We start from the raw sequence: 16,550 nt of genomic DNA on the forward strand, positions 1-16,550 counted from the left end.
GCCCGGCCGGCCGGTGTAACCGGCCGTATTTCCTTGCTTCTGGCGCAAATCGCGCTATATAGCGCGCCATCTCACACGGAAACATGGCTCTCAAGGCCGTCCGGTGGCAACCGGGCCATTCAGGCGCGTTTGCTCACACGTTTCCGGAGGAACCAACCGGAGAATTATCACTATGTCGCTACCCGATTTTTCTATGCGTCAGTTGCTTGAAGCTGGCGTTCACTTTGGCCACCAGGCCCACCGCTGGAATCCGAAGATGCAGGATTACATCTTCGGCGCCCGCAACAACATCCACATCATCGACCTCGCGCAGACCGTGCCGATGCTGCACCGTGCCCTGCAGGCGGTCAGCGATACCGTCGCCAAGGGCGGCCGCATCCTGTTCGTCGGCACCAAACGCTCGGCCCAGGACGGTGTTGCCGACGCTGCCAAGCGTTCGGCGCAGTACTTCGTCAACTCGCGCTGGCTCGGCGGCACGCTGACCAACTGGAAGACGATCTCGGCCTCGATCAAGCGCCTGCGTCATCTCGACGACGTGCTGTCGTCGGGCGAAGCCAACTCCTACACCAAGAAGGAGCGGCTGACGCTGCAGCGCGAGCGCGACAAGCTCGACCGTTCGCTCGGCGGCATCAAGGACATGGGCGGCCTTCCCGACATGATCTTCGTGATCGACACCAACAAGGAAGACATCGCGATCCAGGAAGCCCAGCGGCTCAACATCCCGGTCGCGGCGATCGTCGACACCAATTCGGACCCGAAGGGCATCACCTATGTGGTGCCGGGCAATGACGACGCCGGCCGCGCGATCTCGCTGTATTGCGATCTCGTGGCGCGCGCCGCCATCGACGGCATCTCGCGCGCTCAGGGCGATTCCGGAATCGACATCGGCGCGTCGGCGACGCCCGTGCAGGAAGACCTTCCGGCGGCCGCGCCGTCCGGCTTCCAGGGCCTCGCCGGCCCGCGCGGCACCGCCGACAACCTCAAGAAGCTCACCGGCGTGTCCGGTGCGATCGAGAAGAAGCTCAACGACCTCGGCATCTTCCACTACTGGCAGCTCGCCGAGCTCGACCACGACACCGCGCACAAGATTGGCGAAGAAGTCGGTCTGCCGAGCCGTGCCGACGCCTGGGTCGCCCAGGCCAAGACGCTCGCCGAAGCGGAATAAAGGCTACGCGGCGTGGCCGGGTCTCGCCCGGCCGCCGCTTCTATTCCACGAACAACGATCTCCCTGTCGCAGATAGCGGCGCCATCGGGCGCCGCGGTTTCTGTACAGGCAAGAAGGACATTGAACGATGGCAACGATCACAGCAGCGATGGTCAAGGAGCTCCGCGAGTCGACTGGCGCGGGCATGATGGATTGCAAGGCGGCGCTGACCGAGAACAACGGCGACATGCAGGAAGCGCAGGATTGGCTGCGCAAGAAGGGCCTCTCCAAGGCCGCCAAGAAGGCCGGCCGCGTCGCGGCCGAGGGCCTGATCGGCGCGCTGACTTCCGGCACCAAGGGCGTGCTGGTCGAGGTCAACTCGGAGACCGACTTCGTTGCGCGCAATGAGCAGTTCCAGGGCCTGGTCAAGATGATCGCCCAGGTCGCGCTGCACAACGGCGCTGACGTCGAGAAGATCAAGGCGGCCAAGGTCGGCGACGTCACCGTCGAGACCGCGATCTCCGACGCGATCGCGACCATCGGCGAGAACATGACGCTGCGCCGCGCCGCCTCGCTCGAGGTGAGCAAGGGCGTGGTGTCGAGCTATGTCCACAACGCGGTCGTCGAGGGCGCCGGCAAGATCGGCGTGATCGTGGCGCTGGAGTCCGCCGGCAAGACCGACGAGCTCGCGGTGCTCGGCCGCCAGCTCGCCATGCACGTCGCGGCGGCGAAGCCGCTGGCGCTCGACCCGGCCGGGCTCGATCCGGAGACCGTCAAGCGCGAGAAGGACGTGCTGGCCGACAAGTACCGCCAGCAGGGCAAGCCGGAGAACGTCATCGAGAAGATCGTCGATTCCGGCCTGAAGACCTACTACAAGGAGGTCTGCCTGCTCGATCAGGCCTTCATCCACGATAGCGGCAAGTCGGTTGCCCAGGCGGTGAAGGAAGCTGAGGGTAAGGTCGGCGGGCCGATCAAAATCGCTGGCTTTGTGAACTATGCTCTCGGTGAGGGAATCGAGAAGCAGGAAAGTGACTTCGCCGCCGAAGTCGCGGCCGCCAGCGGCAAGAAGTAACCGCTGACACCAAGGCGTCCGGCGCTCCGCGCCGGAGGCCTGCCTGCGCGGGATAAGAAAGCGATCGCATCATGGCTGAGCCGATCTATCGTCGCGTGGTGATCAAGCTGTCCGGCGAATATCTGGCCGGCTCCCACGGGTTCGGTATCGATCAACCGACGGTCGATCGCATCGCCGACGACCTGATCGCAGCCCGCAAGCTCGGTATCGAGGTCGCCGTCGTGATCGGCGGCGGCAACATCGTCCGTGGCGTCGAGGTGTCCTCGCGCGGCGTCTCCCGGCCGACCGGCGACACCATGGGTATGCTTGCCACCATGATGAACTGCCTCGCGCTGGAGGCGGCGATCGAGCGCAAGGGAACCCCGGCGCGGACCTTGTCGGCATTCGTGATGCCGGAGATTTCCGAGCTGTTCACCCGTAGTGCAACGCACAAATATCTCGCCGAGGGACGCATCGTCCTGCTCGGCGGTGGAACCGGCAACCCGTTCTTCACGACCGACACCACCGCCGTGCTCCGCGCGGCCGAAATCGGTGCGCAGGCGGTGCTGAAGGCCACCAATGTCGACGGCGTCTACAGCGCCGATCCGAAGAAGGACCCCAAAGCCAAGCGCTTCGACCGCCTAACCCATTCGCAGGCGATCGAGGGCGGCTACAAGGTCATGGACGCGACCGCTTTCGCACTTGCCCGCGAGACGTCGCTGCCTATCATCGTGTTCTCTATCGCGGAGCCCGGTTCGATCGGTGCGATTCTGCGCGGTACCGGACACGGCACCGTCGTCGCCGGCTGATTGCCGCGCCTCCGGGTCCAGATTTTGGGCCCGAGGGCGTCGACAGCCGGTTTCTAGTGAAAGGGAGAAACGTCATGGCCGCAGCTGGTTTTGACATCAACGACGTGAAGCGCCGCATGCAGGGCGCCACCCAATCGCTCAAGCACGAGCTCGGCGGCCTGCGCACCGGCCGTGCCGCGGCCTCTATGTTGGAGCCGGTCCAGGTCGAGGCTTACGGCTCGCATATGCCGCTCAACCAGGTTGCCACCATCAGCGTGCCCGAGCCGCGCCTGCTCTCGGTGCAGGTCTGGGACAAGACGATGGTCAAGGCCGTGGAGAAGGCAATCGTCGACTCCAACCTCGGCCTGTCGCCGGCGACCGAAGGACAGGTGCTGCGCTTGCGGATTCCCGAACTCAACGAGGAGCGCCGCAAGGAGCTCGTCAAGGTCGCGCACAAATACGCGGAAGCGGCCAAGGTCGCGGTACGCCACGTGCGCCGCGACGGCCTCGACGTGATCAAGAAGCTCGAGAAGAATCACGAGATCTCCGAGGACGATCAGGAGCGCCTGTCGAACGAGGTGCAGAAGGCGACCGACGGCGTGATCGCCGAAGTCGATCAGCTGCTTGCCGCCAAGGAAAAGGAAATCCTGACGGTCTGAAGGCGCTACGGGAACGAGCCGATGTCGAACGCCGCCGCCCCAGCAGCTGACGGACCGGATCGCTCCGGCAGTCCGTTGCATGTGGCCATCATCATGGACGGCAACGGGCGCTGGGCCGCTTCGCGCGGCTTGCCGCGCGTCGAGGGCCATCGCCGCGGCGTCGAAGCGCTGCGCCGCGTGGTGCGTGCGGCCCATGAACTCGGCATCGTCTATCTCACCATTTTTTCTTTCAGCTCGGAAAACTGGTCGCGGCCCGCGAGCGAGATCGGCGATCTGTTCGGCCTGTTGCGCCGCTTCATCCGCAACGATCTGGCGACGCTGCATCGTGACGGGGTGCGGGTGCGCGTAATCGGCGAGCGTGACGGGCTTGACGCCGACATCTGCGCGCTGCTCAACGAGGCAGAGGAGCTGACGAAGAACAACGTCAAGCTCAGCCTTGTGGTCGCCTTCAACTATGGTTCGCGGGCGGAGATCGCCGCCGCGGCGCGGCGCCTCGCGCGCGAGGTTGCCGAAGGCAAGCGCGACGCCAACTCCATCGATGCCGACACGCTCGGGCAATATCTCGATGCGCCCGACATTCCGGATCCGGATCTGATTATCCGCACCAGCGGCGAGCAGCGTCTGTCCAACTTCCTGATGTGGCAGGCCGCCTATAGCGAACTCGTGTTCGTGCCGATTCACTGGCCGGATTTCGACAAGGCGGCGCTCGAAGGCGCGATTGCGGAATACGGCAAGCGCGAGCGCCGGTTCGGCGGGCTCGCTGCGAAAACCGGATCGTGACCGAGGGCGAGGCCGCGCCGGCGGCAGCAAACGAGCAGGGGTCGCGCAATCTCGCGATGCGCGTGATTGCGGCGCTGGTGCTGGCGCCGGTTGCGATCGCGCTGGCCTATATGGGCGGCGTCGCCTGGTCGCTCCTCGTGACATTGGCGGCGGCCGGATTGTTCGCGGAATGGCTTGTTGTCACCGGACTCGGACGCGAGCTCCGTGTCGTGGTGCCCGGCGTGGTCGCGTTGCTGCTCGCCGGACTATGCCTGATGGCCGGCCGTATCGATGCGGCCCTGATCGTACTCGCCGCCGGTGCGGTTGTTGTGGCGCTGACGTCCGGCGCGCGGCGCAACTGGGCCATTGCGGGATTGCTCTATGCGGCAGGGGCCGAGATCGCATCGGTCCTGCTGCGCCTCGACACGGCGAAGGGCTTTGCCGCGCTGATGTTCGTGTTGCTGATCGTGTGGGTCACCGATATCGGCGGCTACTTCGCGGGCCGCAGTATCGGCGGGCCGAAGCTCTGGGTGCGGGTCAGCCCGAAGAAGACATGGGCGGGCGCGGTTGGCGGCTTCGGGGCGAGCCTGCTGGTCGCTGCCGGCTTTGCCGCCCTTGAGATCGGCTCGACCGGTCCGCTCTTGATGCTCGGCGCCGTGTTGTCGGTGGTCTCGCAACTTGGCGATCTCTTCGAATCCGCGGTGAAGCGGCGGTTCGGCGTGAAGGATTCGAGTCACATCATTCCCGGTCACGGCGGCCTCCTGGACCGCCTGGACGGTTTTGTCGCGGCCGTCATTGTGGCGGCGATTTTCGGCTTTCTCCGTGGTGGCGCCGATGGCGTCGGGCGCGGTCTTGTGGTTTGGTGATGAGATGAGCGCAGTTCCGTTGCGTAACAACAAGGCCGCGGCGGCATCCGCCCTGCGGACTGTAACCGTCCTCGGTGCCACCGGCTCGATCGGCGACAGCACTATGGACCTGCTGCGTGGCGCGCGCGACCGCTACCGGGTCGAGGCGCTGACCGCGAACAGCAATGTCGAGGGCCTCGCCAAGCTGGCCAAGGAATTCGGCGCGCGGTTCGCCGCCATTGCCGATCCGGCGAAGCTTTCGGAGCTGAAGGACGCGCTGACCGGAACCCGGACCGAATGCGGGGCCGGGGAGAGCGCGATCATCGAAGCGGCCGCGCGGCCGGCCGATTGGGTGATGGCGGCGGTCAGCGGCGCGGCCGGGCTGAAGCCTGCGCTTGCCGCGGTCGATCGTGGCGCCACCGTCGCGCTGGCCAACAAGGAATGCTTGGTCTGTGCCGGCGATATCTTCATGGAGCGGGCGAGGAAGGCCGGCGCCTGCATCCTGCCGGCGGACTCCGAGCACAATGCGCTGTTCCAGGCGCTGGCTTCCGGCAACCGCGAGGAACTGACGCGGGTGATCATCACCGCGTCCGGCGGCCCGTTCCGTACCTGGGCGCCCGCCGACATCGAGCAGGCGACGCTGGAACAGGCGCTGAAGCATCCGAATTGGAGCATGGGGCAGAAGATCACGATCGATTCCGCCTCGATGATGAACAAGGGTCTCGAGGTGATCGAGGCGTCCTATCTGTTCGCTTTGACGCCCGACGAAATCGACGTGCTGGTGCACCCGCAGTCGATCATCCACGGCATGGTCGAGTTCTCCGATCGCTCGGTGGTCGCCCAGCTCGGCACGCCCGATATGCGGATCCCGATCGCGCATTGCCTCGGCTGGCCCGACCGCGTCGTCGGCCCGTCCGCCAAGCTCGACCTCGCCAAGATCGGACAGCTCACCTTTGAGGCGCCGGATTTTGAGCGCTTCCCGGGGCTGCGGCTGGCCTACGAGGCGTTGCGGATGGGGCACGGCGCGACGACGGTCTACAACGCTGCGAACGAGATCGCGGTCGCCGCGTTTATCGCCGGCAAGATCAAGTTCGGCGCGATCGCCCGGCTGGTCGAAGCGACGATGAACGATTGGATCAAGTCAGGGAATCAGCCACCACTGCACTCGGCGGATGATGCGATTTCCGTTGACCATATCGCGCGAAATAAAGCTGCCGCCCTATTGCCTCAAATTGCCTTAAAGGCAATCTAGAGGGTTGGGGACGGAGCCTTTGGCTCTTGTCGAGGGAAAATCGAATGCCCGAGTATTTTATTCATAGTATCAATGCGTTGAGTCATGGGCTTCTCGGTACCATCGTTCCCTTCCTCTTCGTCCTGACCATCGTCGTCTTCTTCCATGAGCTCGGCCACTTCCTGGTCGCGCGCTGGGCCGGCGTGAAGGTGTTGACGTTCTCGCTGGGCTTCGGCCCGGAGCTCGCCGGCTTCAACGACCGGCATGGCACGCGCTGGAAGATCTCGGCGATTCCGCTCGGCGGCTACGTCAAATTCTTCGGCGACGACAGCGAGGCTTCGACGCCGTCCACCGAGACGCTCGCCGCCATGACGGCGGAAGAGCGTGAAGGCAGCTTCCATCACAAATCGGTCGGAAAGCGCACCGCCATCGTTGCGGCCGGCCCGGTGGCGAACTTCATTCTCGGCGCCCTGATTTTCGCGGGCATGGCGCTCTACTACGGCAAGCCGAGCACGATTGCCCGGGTCGACGGCTTAGTGGCCGAAAGCGTCGCCGCGAACGCCGGCTTCAAGGTCGGCGATGTCGTCGTGGATATCGACGGCAGCGCGATCCAGAGCTTCGCCGACATGCAGCGGATTGTAGCTTCGAATGCTGGTTCAGAGCTTGGATTCAAGGTGAAGCGCGATGGTGCGATTGTCGTGCTCAAGGCGACGCCGGCGCTCCGGGAGGTCAAGGACCCCTTCGGCAATGCCCACCGAATCGGCGTGCTCGGAATTGAGCACAAGGCTCAGGTCGGCGAAGCGACCAGCGCCTCGGTCGGCGTGCTGGAGGCCCTGAAGATCGGCGTCGAGCAGGTTTGGTACATCATTTCCAGCACGTTCAAGTTCCTGGGCTCGCTGTTCGTTGGAACCGGCAATCCGGCCGAGGTGAGCGGCGTCATTGGAATCGCGAAGCTGTCGGGGCAGGCCGCGAGCGCCGGGTTCCAGTTCGTGATCAATCTTTGCGCCATCCTGTCGGTCTCGATCGGCCTGCTGAACCTGTTTCCGATCCCGCTTTTGGATGGCGGACACCTGCTTTTCTACAGCGCGGAGGCGCTGCGCGGGCGCCCGCTGTCGGAGCGGACGCAGGAGGTGGGTTTCCGAATCGGGCTGGGTCTGGTCCTGATGCTGATGGTGTTTGCGACGTATAACGACATCCTCAGGATCGCCGGGTCCTGAAACGGGCTTTTTTGTGGCGTTGCCAATGGGCAACGTCTTGGAACGAAAATGGAAATGTTCGGCTCTAGTAAGTTTGCCCCCCCGGCAAATTTGGTTACAAGCTGAGCGGCAGGTTGGGAATCTGTCGGGTCGTTGGGGAACGATCTGGCATCGTTAAGATAAGGGCGCATTGCGCATGATGTTTGGAATGCGAGTGAGGGGGGGGCTGTTCGCCGCCTTGGTCATGTTCGCCGCGCCGGTGGTTGCCACCTTGGCGACCGTAGCTGTGTCTGTGCCTGCGTCGGCGCAGACCGTCGATTCGATCACGGTGGAGGGGAACCGCCGTGTCGAGCTTGAAACCATCCGCTCCTACTTCCATCCCGGACCGGGCGGTCGGCTGGCCCAGGCCCAGATCGACGACGGTCTGAAGGCGCTGATCGAGACCGGCCTGTTTCAGGACGTCCATATCGACCAGCGGGGCGGGCGCCTCGTCGTGGTCGTGGTCGAGAACCCGGTGATCGGCCGCGTTGCCTTCGAGGGCAACAAGAAGATCAAGGACGAACAGCTCACCGCTGAAGTGCAGTCCAAGCCGCGCGGCACGTTCTCGCGCCCGATGGTCCAGTCGGACGCCCTGCGCATCGCCGAAATCTACCGTCGGTCCGGCCGCTATGACGTGCGGGTCAATCCGCAGATCATCGAGCAGCCGAACAACCGCGTCGACCTGATCTTCGAGGTCAATGAAGGCGTGAAGACCGGCGTCCGGTCGATCGAATTCATCGGGAACAGCGCCTATTCGGCGTCCCGTCTGCGCGACGTCATCAAGACCCGCGAATCGAACATCCTGAGCTTCCTCGGCGGCAACGACGTCTACGATCCCGACCGGGTCGAGGCCGATCGCGACCTGCTGCGTCGCTTCTATCTCAAGAACGGCTATGCCGACGTCCAGGTCGTGGCCGCGCTGACCGAATACGATCCCGAGAAGAAGGGCTTCCTGGTTACCTTCAAGATCGAGGAAGGCCAGCAGTACCGCGTCGCGTCGGTCAACTATACGTCGTCGATCGCAACGCTCGACCCGAACGCGCTGCGCACCTACTCGCGCGTCAATGTCGGCTCGCTCTACAACGCCGAGGCGCTGGAGAAGTCGGTCGAGGAGATGCAGATCGAGGCATCGCGCCGCGGCTACGCCTTCGCGGTGGTCCGGCCGCGCGGTGATCGCAACTTCGACAATCACACGGTGTCGATCACCTTCGCTATCGACGAAGGTCCGCGCACCTATATCGAGCGCATCAACATCCGCGGCAACAGCCGTACCCGCGACTACGTGATCCGCCGCGAGTTCGATATCTCGGAAGGCGACGCCTACAACCGTGCGCTGGTCGACCGCGCCGAGCGCCGGCTGAAGAACCTCGACTTCTTCAAGACGGTGAAGATCACCACCGAGCCGGGCTCCTCCAGCGATCGCGTCATCCTGATCGTCGATCTCGAGGAGAAATCGACCGGCGACTTCTCGGTGTCGGGCGGTTACTCGACCACCGACGGCGCGCTGGCCGAAGTCAGCGTCTCCGAGCGCAACCTGCTCGGCCGCGGCCTGTACGCGAAGGCGTCGGTGACCTACGGCCAGTATGCCCGCGGCTACTCGCTGTCGTTCGTCGAGCCCTATCTGCTCGACTACCGCGTCGCGCTCGGCCTCGACCTCTATCAGCGCCAGCAGCTGTCCAACAGCTACATCGCCTACGGGACCAAGACGCTGGGGTTCAGCCCGCGGCTCGGCTTCAGCCTGCGGGAAGATCTGTCGCTGCAGCTGCGCTACTCGATCTACCAGCAGGAAATCACCCTGCCGTCGACGCTGAACAACTGCAACAACGTGCCGACCCTGCCGGATGGAACGCCCAACCCCGCGTTCAATCCGAGCCCGGCCTATGCGAACCTGAACGGGATCAGCTTGGTGTCGACCAATGGTCTCGGCTGCTTCTTTGACGGCGAAGCCTCGCTGCCGGTCCGCAAGGAGCTGGCGGGCGGCAAGACCCTCACATCGGCGCTGGGTTACACGCTCAACTACAACACGCTCGACAACAACAAGAACCCGACCGACGGTCTGATCGTCGACTTCAAGCAGGACTTCGCCGGTGTTGGCGGTGACGTCAGCTACATCAAGACCGCGATCGACGCGAAGTACTACACCCCGCTGGTCTCCGACATTGTCGGCGTGATCCACGCCCAGGGCGGCATCCTGAACAAGCTCGGGACCTCGGATCTGCGCATGCTCGACCACTTCCAGATGGGCCCGAACCTGGTCCGCGGCTTCGCGCCGAACGGTATCGGTCCGCGTGACATCAACCCGTACGGCACCATGGATGCCATCGGCGGCACCAAGTACTGGGGCGTGTCGGCGGAACTGCAGATGCCGTTCTGGTTCCTGCCGAAGGAAGTCGGGCTCAAGGGCGCGGTCTATGCCGACGCCGGCGGGCTGTACGACTACCAGGGCCCGACCTCGTGGGCGGCGACCGGCGAAGTCAACGTGCCTGGCTGTGTCAGGCCGACGAACAATCCGCCGTCTCCGGGTACGTGCCTTGGCCTGAGCTACGACGACAGCAAGGTTGTCCGCACCTCGGTCGGTGTCGGCCTGATCTGGCAGTCACCGTTCGGCCCGCTGCGCTTCGACTACGCGGTGCCGCTGACCAAGGGTGCGTTTGACCGCACGCAAGAATTCCGGTTTGGCGGCGGTACGACGTTCTAAGACCGATTGCCAACCGGACTGCGACGGATGGAATGGCGCAGCCGATCTTCTACAAGAGTCCTCCTTCGTCATCGCTGGCTGAAATAGCCGCGCTGACGAAGGCGCAACTGGTCGACCCCGAAAGGGGCGCGCTTCAGATCAGGGGGCTGGCCTCGCTCGACGAGGCCGGTCCGATGCATCTCGCCTTTTTCGACAATCTGAAATACGCCGACCAGCTTGCCGCGACCAAGGCCGGGGCGTGTCTGGTCAGCCCGCGCTTCGAGGCGCAGGTGCCGAAGGGCACGGCCGTGCTGCGGGCGGCGAAGCCGTTCCAGGCGTTCGTCGAGCTCGCCCGCGAATGGCACGCCGATGCCCTGCGGCCGCAATCCTGGTTCGACACCGAGGGGATCGCGCCGTCGGCGATCATCGATCCCACCGCGCGCCTCGAGGACGGCGTCATCGTCGATCCGCTGGTCGTGATCGGCCCGCGGGTCGAGATCGGCTCGGGCACCATCATCGGCGCCGGCGCGGTGATCGGGGCCGATGTCAAGATCGGCCGCGACTGCAATGTCGGCGCCAAGACCACCATTCAGTTCGCGCTGATCGGCAACAACGTCCTGATCCATCCCGGCTGCAATATCGGCCAGGACGGCTACGGCTTCATCTTCTTCGGGCCGGCCGGCCATGTGAAGGTGCCGCAGACCGGCCGCGTGGTGATCCAGAACAATGTCGAGGTCGGCGCCGCCTCGACCATCGACCGCGGTTCCCTGCGCGACACCGTGATCGGCGAGGGCACCAAAATCGACAATCAGGTCCAGATCGGCCACAATGTGACGATCGGCCGGCACTGCCTGCTGGCGGCCCAGATCGGGCTCGCCGGCAGCCTGACCATCGGCGACAATGTCGCGCTCGGCGCCAAGGTGGGCATCAACAACCACCTCAAGATCGGCGACGGCGCCCAGGTGACGGCGATGAGCGCGGTCAAGGACGACATCCCGGCCAACGGTCGGTGGGGCGGGCATTTCGCCAAGCCGACCAAGCAGTGGTTCAGGGAAATTATCGCAGTGGAGCGTCTGGTGCGCGACAACGAAGCCAAAGGTGAGGGGCAGGAGTGATGGAGGAGGCACCGGTCAAATTCGAGCTGGTGGATATCAACGATATCCTGAAGACGCTTCCGCATCGCTTTCCGATGTTGCTGATCGACCGGGTGATCAAGATCCGCACCGACTACAGCGGCATCGGCATCAAGAACGTCACCTTCAACGAGCCGCCGTTCCAGGGCCACTTCCCGGACCGCCCGGTCTACCCCGGCGTGATGATGATCGAGGCGATGGCCCAGACCGCCGGCGTCATCGGCATCAAGTCGGTCGAGGGCACCGAGAAGCCGCGCGCGGTGTATTTCCTCACCATCGACAAGTGCAAGTTCAGGAAGCCGGTGATGCCCGGCGACACCATCGAGTATCACATGCGCTCGCTCGGCCGGCGCAAGACGATGTGGTGGTTTCACGGCGATGCCAAGGTCAACGGTCAGGTCGTCGCCGAAGCCGATGTCGGTGCGATGCTGACGGATTAGGCCGCGCCGGTCTCACGACGTGGTGCAGGTGTAGCGGCCGTCCGCGCCCGCGATCCGCAGGACGCGATTGAGGAAGATGCCCATCGATGGCGCGTTCATCAGCGCGTCGTAGGTTTCGGCAGGGACGCCGCAATAATGCTGGTAGCTGCCTCTGACCGCGACCAGCAGCGCGTGTTGATCCGTGCTGTAGCAGACCCGCTGGACGATCGTGCTGCGGTTGATGTCGCGGCATTCGAAGCTCGAGAGGTCGACCGCCGTGCTGTTGCCGAGATCGACCGTCTCCGGGCCGATTGGCGCAGAGAGCAGGCTGAGGATCAGCGCGGCGGCCCGGACCATGGATCGGTTGCGACCTTCTCTTGCAACAGGCGGTCATGATACGTCACTGGACAGGGCGGGCAAAGTCGCGCTAACGACCGCCCAAATCGATAGGCTGGCGCCTCGATAGCATCTTGGCGCCATTAACGAATTCCGGACCGAAATTTCATGAGCATGATCGACCCGACTGCGCGGATTGCCGATGGCGCTGTGATCGGGGCCGGCACCGAGATCGGTCCGTACTGCATCGTCGGCCCCAACGTCGTGCTCGGTGAGAACTGCAAGCTGATCGCGCATGTCACGATCAGCGGGCATACCAGGATCGGCGCCGGCTGCATCATCTCGCCGTTCGCCGCGCTCGGCGGGCCGCCGCAGGATCTCAGCTATCGCGGCGAGCCGACCCGCCTCGAAGTCGGCGAAGCCTGCACGATCCGCGAGGGCGTGACGATGAATGTCGGCACGGTCAAGGGCGGCGGGCTCACGCGCGTCGGCGATCGCGGCTTCTTCATGAACAACAGCCATGTCGGCCATGACTGCATGGTCGGCAATGGCGTGATCTTCGCGACGTCGGCGACGCTCGGCGGCCACTGCGAGATCGGCGACTTCGTCTATATCGGCGGCCTGTCGGCTGTGCACCAGTTCACCCGCGTCGGCTCGCAGGTGATGATCGGCGGCGTCTGCGGCGTGCGCGGCGACATCATCCCGTTCGGCCTCGCCAACGGTCAGTACGCGGTTCTCGAAGGACTCAACATCATCGGCATGCGGCGCCGCCAGTTCACCAAGGCGCGGCTGGCGACGGTGCGCGCGTTCTATCAAAAGCTGTTCCACGGCCCCGGCATCTTCGCCGAGCGGCTCGCCTCGGTGCAGCCGCTGGCGGGCGAGGATCCGGCGATTGCGGAAATCCTGGCCTTCATCGAGGGCGGCAAGCTGCGCCCGCTCTGCCTTCCCGCCGATACCAATTGAGCAGGGGATGGCCGCCAGCATGACGTCAGCGGCTCCCTCGCTTTCCTCGCCGGTCGGCGTCATCGCCGGCGGCGGCGCCATGCCGTTCGCGGTCGCCGACTCCCTGGTTGCGCGCGGCATCACGCCGGTGCTGTTCGCGCTGCGCGGCGCCTGCGATCCGGCGCGCGCGCAGCGGTTCCGTCACCGCTGGATCTCGGTCGGCCAGCTCGGGCGGGCGACCCGGCTGTTCCGCGACGAAGGCTGCCGCGATCTGATCTTCATCGGCACCTTGGTGCGGCCCGCGCTGTCGGAAATTCGGCTCGACTGGGGCACGCTGCGCCTGCTCGGCCACGTCGTGCGCGCATTTCGCGGCGGAGACGATCATTTGCTGTCGAGCGTTGGCCGCATCCTCGAGCAGCAGGGCTTCCGCATGGTCGGGATCAAGGATGTCGCGCCCGATCTGTTGATGCCGGAGGGCGCCGTGACGCGCGCGGCGCCCGACAGCACGGCGCTCGCCGACATCGCGCGCGGACGCGGCGTGCTTGACGCGCTCGGCCCGTTCGACATCGGTCAGGCGGCCGTGGTGATCGACGGTCATGTGGTAGCGGTCGAGGATATCGAGGGTACCGACGGGCTGCTCGCGCGCGTCGCGCGGCTGCGCGCCGAGGGTCGCGTTCGCGCCAAGGCCGGCCGCGGCGTGCTGGTGAAGGCTCCGAAGAGCCGGCAGGATCTGCGCTTCGATCTGCCGACCATCGGCCCGCGGACGGTCGAGGGCGCGGCAGCAGCCGGTATCGCCGGCATCGCCGTGATCGCCGGCAATACGCTGGCCGCCGAGCCGCAGGCCCTGGTCGAGGCCGCCGACGCCAGGGGGCTGTTTGTCATCGGGCTGGCGGGCTGATGCAGCTGCGCAGCCCCAGCACCGCTCGCAAGATCTTCCTCATCGCGACCGAGGAATCCGGCGACCGCCTCGGCGCGGCGCTGATGCAGGTGCTGCGCCAGCGGCTCGGCGATGCCGTGCAGTTTTCCGGCGTCGGCGGTCGGGCGATGACTGCTCAGGGAATCGCCCCGCTGTTTCCGATCGAAGAGCTCTCGATCATGGGCTTTGCCGCCGTCGTGAAGCAGTTGCCGAAAATCCTGCGATTGATCCGGCGCACCGCCGATGCCGTGCTCGCCGACGCGCCTGACATGCTCGTCATCATCGACAGCCCCGATTTCACCCACCGCGTCGCCCGTCGCGTCCGCGCCCGCAACCCGAACATTCCGATCGTCGATTACGTATCCCCGTCGGTCTGGGCCTGGCGGCCGGGCAGGGCGCGCGCGATGCGGGGCTATGTCGACCACGTGCTCGCGCTGCTGCCGTTCGAGCCGGAGGAATATCGCAAGCTGCAGGGACCGCCGTGCAGCTATGTCGGCCACCCCCTGACCGAGCAGCTCGCCACGCTGCGCCCGAACGAGGACGAGCAGAAGCGGCGCGATGCGCAGCCTCCGGTGCTGCTGGTATTGCCCGGAAGCCGGCGCAGCGAGATCAGGCATCATCTGGCGCTGTTCGGCACCGCGCTCGGCCAGCTCAACAAGCAAACGCCGTTCGAGCTCGTGCTTCCCACCATGCCGCATCTCGAGGCGATGGTGCGCGAGGGCGTCGCGTCGTGGCCGGTGGTGCCGCGGCTCGCGATCGGCGAGACCGAGAAGCGCGCCGCGTTCCGTGTCGCCCGCGCTGCGCTCGCGAAGTCGGGCACGGTGACGCTGGAGCTCGCGCTGTCAGGGATTCCCATGGTGACGGCCTATCGCGTCGGCGCCGCCGAGGCGTTCATCCTGCGCCGCGCGATCCGGGTGTCCTCGGTGATCCTCGCCAATCTCGTGATCGGCAGCGATATCATTCCCGAGTTCCTGCAGGAGGACTGCACGCCGGACGAGCTCGCGGCGGCGCTGGGCGACGTGCTTGCGGATTCGCCCGATCGTCTGCGGCAGCTCGTGGGGTTCGCGACGATGGACGGGAAGATGTCGACCGGCGACCAGCCGCCGAGCGTCCGCGCCGCCGACATCGTGCTGGCGGAAATGGGCCGCCGTTCGGCCTAGCCAATCGATCGTGTCCTCGTTCAGTTCAGTGGCGACATCCCGCCGCAACGATCTCGCTTGCGCTGAATATTTAGACCGTCCTAATATTAGCAATAGCTAATATTAGGACGGAGCATGCCATGAAGATCGACCCGGTCGCCTATCTCGGAGCCGTCATTCGCGAAGTCGCCTTCCGGGAACGCGACGGCAAGCCGGCCCGGGCGGTGATCGCGACCCGCAGCTACGACACCGACATTGCCGATCTCTGGGATGTGCTGACCAACCCCGAACGCATTCCGCGCTGGTTCCTGCCGATCTCGGGCGACCTGAGGCTTGGCGGCCGCTATCAGTTCCAGGGCCATGCGGGCGGCGAGATCACGACGTGTGAGCCACCGCGCCGGCTTGCCGTCACGTGGGAGTCCATGGGCACGGTCAGCTGGGTTAGCGTCACGCTGGCCGAGAATGGCCCGGACGCCACGCGCCTGGAATTGGAACACCTCTCGGTGATCGAGGGCGACTTCTGGGACCGCTACGGGGCCGGTGCGGTCGGCGTCGGCTGGGATCTCGCGCTGCTAGGGCTCGCGCTCTATCTGGCCATGCCGCCCGGCGAGGAATTCGACCGCGCCGCCGCGTCCGCCTGGCCAGCCACCGGCGACGGCAAGGAATTCATCCGCCGCGCCAGCGAGGACTGGTGCAGGGCCTCGATCGCGGCGGGCACCGAGGAGGCTGCGGCGCGCAGATCGGCCGCAAACACCACGGCGGCCTATTGCGGCGAGCCGGAGCCGGGGAGCGGAGGCTAGAGCATGATCCGGAAAAGTGTGAAGCGGTTTTCCCTCGCGACAAACGCGAAGCGTTTGCGCGGAGATCATGCTCAAACGAAGAGCTAAAGCGGGATGACGATGCAGTCTCATCGCGCTTTAGCGACCTTGCACGCCTTCGACATCCTCGGCGATCCCGTCCGCCGGCGCATCGTGGAACTGCTTGCGACCGGCGAGCACAGTTCGGGCGACGTCGTTGCGGTCGTGCAGCGCGAGTTCGGCATCACCCAGTCGGCGGTGTCGCAGCAGCTGCGGATCTTGCGGGACGCCGGTTTCGCGTCGGTGCGTGCCGAGGGCACGCGCCGCATCTATGCGGTCGAGCCGGCGCGGCTGCGCGAGGTCGACGACTGGCTCGACCGGTTCAGGGCGTTCTGGCTGCCGCGCCTTGACGCGATCGCGACCGAAGTTGCGCGGGGCAAACGAAAACGGCGCCATCAGGAATGATGGCGCCGTCCCGG

17 protein-coding genes are annotated in these 16,550 nt (G+C 65.4%); 16 read left to right on the forward strand and 1 reads right to left on the reverse strand.

Features of this window, described 5'->3' with window-relative positions; genetic code table 11:
* Positions 1 to 172 precede the first annotated feature (172 nt).
* From J2R80_RS27510 to fabZ, 11 genes are all read left to right on the forward strand, one after another.
* On the forward strand, positions 173 to 1,165 hold the full coding sequence (locus J2R80_RS27510) for a 30S ribosomal protein S2 (protein ID WP_057016493.1): 993 nt from the start codon (positions 173 to 175) through the stop codon (positions 1,163 to 1,165).
* A 127-nt stretch (positions 1,166 to 1,292) separates the two neighbouring features.
* Positions 1,293 to 2,216 (forward strand): translation elongation factor Ts, encoded by a 924-nt coding sequence (gene tsf, locus J2R80_RS27515; RefSeq protein WP_057016494.1) that lies wholly within the window; start codon positions 1,293 to 1,295, stop codon positions 2,214 to 2,216.
* Positions 2,217 to 2,287: 71 nt separating this feature from the next.
* The gene (gene pyrH / locus J2R80_RS27520) at positions 2,288 to 3,004 is read left to right on the forward strand and encodes a UMP kinase (RefSeq protein WP_028334006.1); all 717 of its coding nucleotides are present in this window, start codon (positions 2,288 to 2,290) and stop codon (positions 3,002 to 3,004) included.
* Positions 3,005 to 3,078: 74 nt separating this feature from the next.
* A complete protein-coding gene (frr, locus tag J2R80_RS27525; protein ID WP_028334007.1) occupies positions 3,079 to 3,642 on the forward strand; it encodes a ribosome recycling factor in 564 nt (187 codons plus the stop codon).
* Positions 3,643 to 3,663: 21 nt separating this feature from the next.
* Entirely contained in the window at positions 3,664 to 4,422 is a 759-nt protein-coding gene (locus tag J2R80_RS27530) for an isoprenyl transferase (protein WP_057016496.1), read from the forward strand.
* A complete protein-coding gene (locus J2R80_RS27535) occupies positions 4,419 to 5,267 on the forward strand; it encodes a phosphatidate cytidylyltransferase (protein WP_076825383.1) in 849 nt (282 codons plus the stop codon). The genes J2R80_RS27530 and J2R80_RS27535 overlap by 4 nt, the downstream gene beginning before the upstream one ends.
* Before the next feature lie 4 nt (positions 5,268 to 5,271).
* Positions 5,272 to 6,498, forward strand: a complete 1,227-nt coding sequence (dxr, locus tag J2R80_RS27540; RefSeq protein ID WP_076825415.1) for a 1-deoxy-D-xylulose-5-phosphate reductoisomerase — start codon at positions 5,272 to 5,274, stop codon at positions 6,496 to 6,498.
* Between the two features lie 44 nt (positions 6,499 to 6,542).
* Positions 6,543 to 7,694, forward strand: a complete 1,152-nt coding sequence (rseP, locus tag J2R80_RS27545) for an RIP metalloprotease RseP (RefSeq protein ID WP_076825385.1) — start codon at positions 6,543 to 6,545, stop codon at positions 7,692 to 7,694.
* Between the two features lie 175 nt (positions 7,695 to 7,869).
* Positions 7,870 to 10,410, forward strand: coding sequence for an outer membrane protein assembly factor BamA (bamA, locus tag J2R80_RS27550; RefSeq protein ID WP_057016498.1), 2,541 nt, complete (start codon positions 7,870 to 7,872; stop codon positions 10,408 to 10,410).
* 32 nt (positions 10,411 to 10,442) lie between these two features.
* Positions 10,443 to 11,504, forward strand: coding sequence for a UDP-3-O-(3-hydroxymyristoyl)glucosamine N-acyltransferase (lpxD, locus tag J2R80_RS27555; RefSeq protein ID WP_225159014.1), 1,062 nt, complete (start codon positions 10,443 to 10,445; stop codon positions 11,502 to 11,504).
* The gene (gene fabZ, locus J2R80_RS27560; RefSeq protein ID WP_016841580.1) at positions 11,504 to 11,962 is read left to right on the forward strand and encodes a 3-hydroxyacyl-ACP dehydratase FabZ; all 459 of its coding nucleotides are present in this window, start codon (positions 11,504 to 11,506) and stop codon (positions 11,960 to 11,962) included. The genes lpxD and fabZ overlap by 1 nt, the downstream gene beginning before the upstream one ends.
* A 12-nt stretch (positions 11,963 to 11,974) precedes the next feature.
* Here the strand turns inward: fabZ and J2R80_RS27565 are convergent, their stop codons facing one another.
* Positions 11,975 to 12,298: a KTSC domain-containing protein gene (locus J2R80_RS27565; protein ID WP_253639766.1), complete on the reverse strand. Its 324-nt coding sequence runs from the start codon at positions 12,296 to 12,298 to the stop codon at positions 11,975 to 11,977.
* 147 nt (positions 12,299 to 12,445) lie between these two features.
* Here J2R80_RS27565 and lpxA point away from each other — a divergent pair, with 147 nt between their 5' ends.
* The 5 genes from lpxA (at position 12,446) to J2R80_RS27590 (ending at position 16,536) form a co-directional block, all read left to right on the forward strand.
* Positions 12,446 to 13,240, forward strand: coding sequence for an acyl-ACP--UDP-N-acetylglucosamine O-acyltransferase (gene lpxA / locus J2R80_RS27570; RefSeq protein ID WP_028334015.1), 795 nt, complete (start codon positions 12,446 to 12,448; stop codon positions 13,238 to 13,240).
* A 19-nt stretch (positions 13,241 to 13,259) separates the two neighbouring features.
* Complete coding sequence (locus J2R80_RS27575; protein ID WP_076825416.1) at positions 13,260 to 14,117, forward strand: LpxI family protein; 858 nt, start codon at positions 13,260 to 13,262, stop codon at positions 14,115 to 14,117.
* Positions 14,117 to 15,295 (forward strand): lipid-A-disaccharide synthase, encoded by a 1,179-nt coding sequence (gene lpxB / locus J2R80_RS27580; RefSeq protein WP_076825390.1) that lies wholly within the window; start codon positions 14,117 to 14,119, stop codon positions 15,293 to 15,295. The genes J2R80_RS27575 and lpxB overlap by 1 nt, the downstream gene beginning before the upstream one ends.
* Before the next feature lie 119 nt (positions 15,296 to 15,414).
* Positions 15,415 to 16,074, forward strand: coding sequence for an SRPBCC family protein (locus J2R80_RS27585; protein WP_076825392.1), 660 nt, complete (start codon positions 15,415 to 15,417; stop codon positions 16,072 to 16,074).
* A gap of 93 nt (positions 16,075 to 16,167) precedes the next feature.
* On the forward strand, positions 16,168 to 16,536 hold the full coding sequence (locus tag J2R80_RS27590) for a helix-turn-helix transcriptional regulator (RefSeq protein WP_244558682.1): 369 nt from the start codon (positions 16,168 to 16,170) through the stop codon (positions 16,534 to 16,536).
* Positions 16,537 to 16,550: the final 14 nt, after the last annotated feature.

The sequence above is a fragment of the Bradyrhizobium sp. USDA 4541 genome, from assembly GCF_024171085.1.
In the GTDB taxonomy this organism is placed as follows: domain Bacteria; phylum Pseudomonadota; class Alphaproteobacteria; order Rhizobiales; family Xanthobacteraceae; genus Bradyrhizobium; species Bradyrhizobium australafricanum.

What these genes read in the sequence shown, in the direction of transcription:
- J2R80_RS27510 (WP_057016493.1), top strand. Translation starts at nt 173, where the DNA reads ATGTCGCTACCCGATTTTTCTATGCGTCAGTTGCTTGAAGCTGGCGTT.
- tsf (WP_057016494.1), top strand. Translation starts at nt 1,293, where the DNA reads ATGGCAACGATCACAGCAGCGATGGTCAAGGAGCTCCGCGAGTCGACT.
- pyrH (WP_028334006.1), top strand. Translation starts at nt 2,288, where the DNA reads ATGGCTGAGCCGATCTATCGTCGCGTGGTGATCAAGCTGTCCGGCGAA.
- frr (WP_028334007.1), top strand. Translation starts at nt 3,079, where the DNA reads ATGGCCGCAGCTGGTTTTGACATCAACGACGTGAAGCGCCGCATGCAG.
- J2R80_RS27530 (WP_057016496.1), top strand. Translation starts at nt 3,664, where the DNA reads ATGTCGAACGCCGCCGCCCCAGCAGCTGACGGACCGGATCGCTCCGGC.
- dxr (WP_076825415.1), top strand. Translation starts at nt 5,272, where the DNA reads ATGAGCGCAGTTCCGTTGCGTAACAACAAGGCCGCGGCGGCATCCGCC.
- rseP (WP_076825385.1), top strand. Translation starts at nt 6,543, where the DNA reads ATGCCCGAGTATTTTATTCATAGTATCAATGCGTTGAGTCATGGGCTT.
- bamA (WP_057016498.1), top strand. Translation starts at nt 7,870, where the DNA reads ATGATGTTTGGAATGCGAGTGAGGGGGGGGCTGTTCGCCGCCTTGGTC.
- lpxD (WP_225159014.1), top strand. Translation starts at nt 10,443, where the DNA reads ATGGCGCAGCCGATCTTCTACAAGAGTCCTCCTTCGTCATCGCTGGCT.
- fabZ (WP_016841580.1), top strand. Translation starts at nt 11,504, where the DNA reads ATGGAGGAGGCACCGGTCAAATTCGAGCTGGTGGATATCAACGATATC.
- J2R80_RS27565 (WP_253639766.1), bottom strand. Translation starts at nt 12,298, where the DNA reads ATGGTCCGGGCCGCCGCGCTGATCCTCAGCCTGCTCTCTGCGCCAATC.
- lpxA (WP_028334015.1), top strand. Translation starts at nt 12,446, where the DNA reads ATGAGCATGATCGACCCGACTGCGCGGATTGCCGATGGCGCTGTGATC.
- J2R80_RS27575 (WP_076825416.1), top strand. Translation starts at nt 13,260, where the DNA reads ATGACGTCAGCGGCTCCCTCGCTTTCCTCGCCGGTCGGCGTCATCGCC.
- lpxB (WP_076825390.1), top strand. Translation starts at nt 14,117, where the DNA reads ATGCAGCTGCGCAGCCCCAGCACCGCTCGCAAGATCTTCCTCATCGCG.
- J2R80_RS27585 (WP_076825392.1), top strand. Translation starts at nt 15,415, where the DNA reads ATGAAGATCGACCCGGTCGCCTATCTCGGAGCCGTCATTCGCGAAGTC.
- J2R80_RS27590 (WP_244558682.1), top strand. Translation starts at nt 16,168, where the DNA reads ATGACGATGCAGTCTCATCGCGCTTTAGCGACCTTGCACGCCTTCGAC.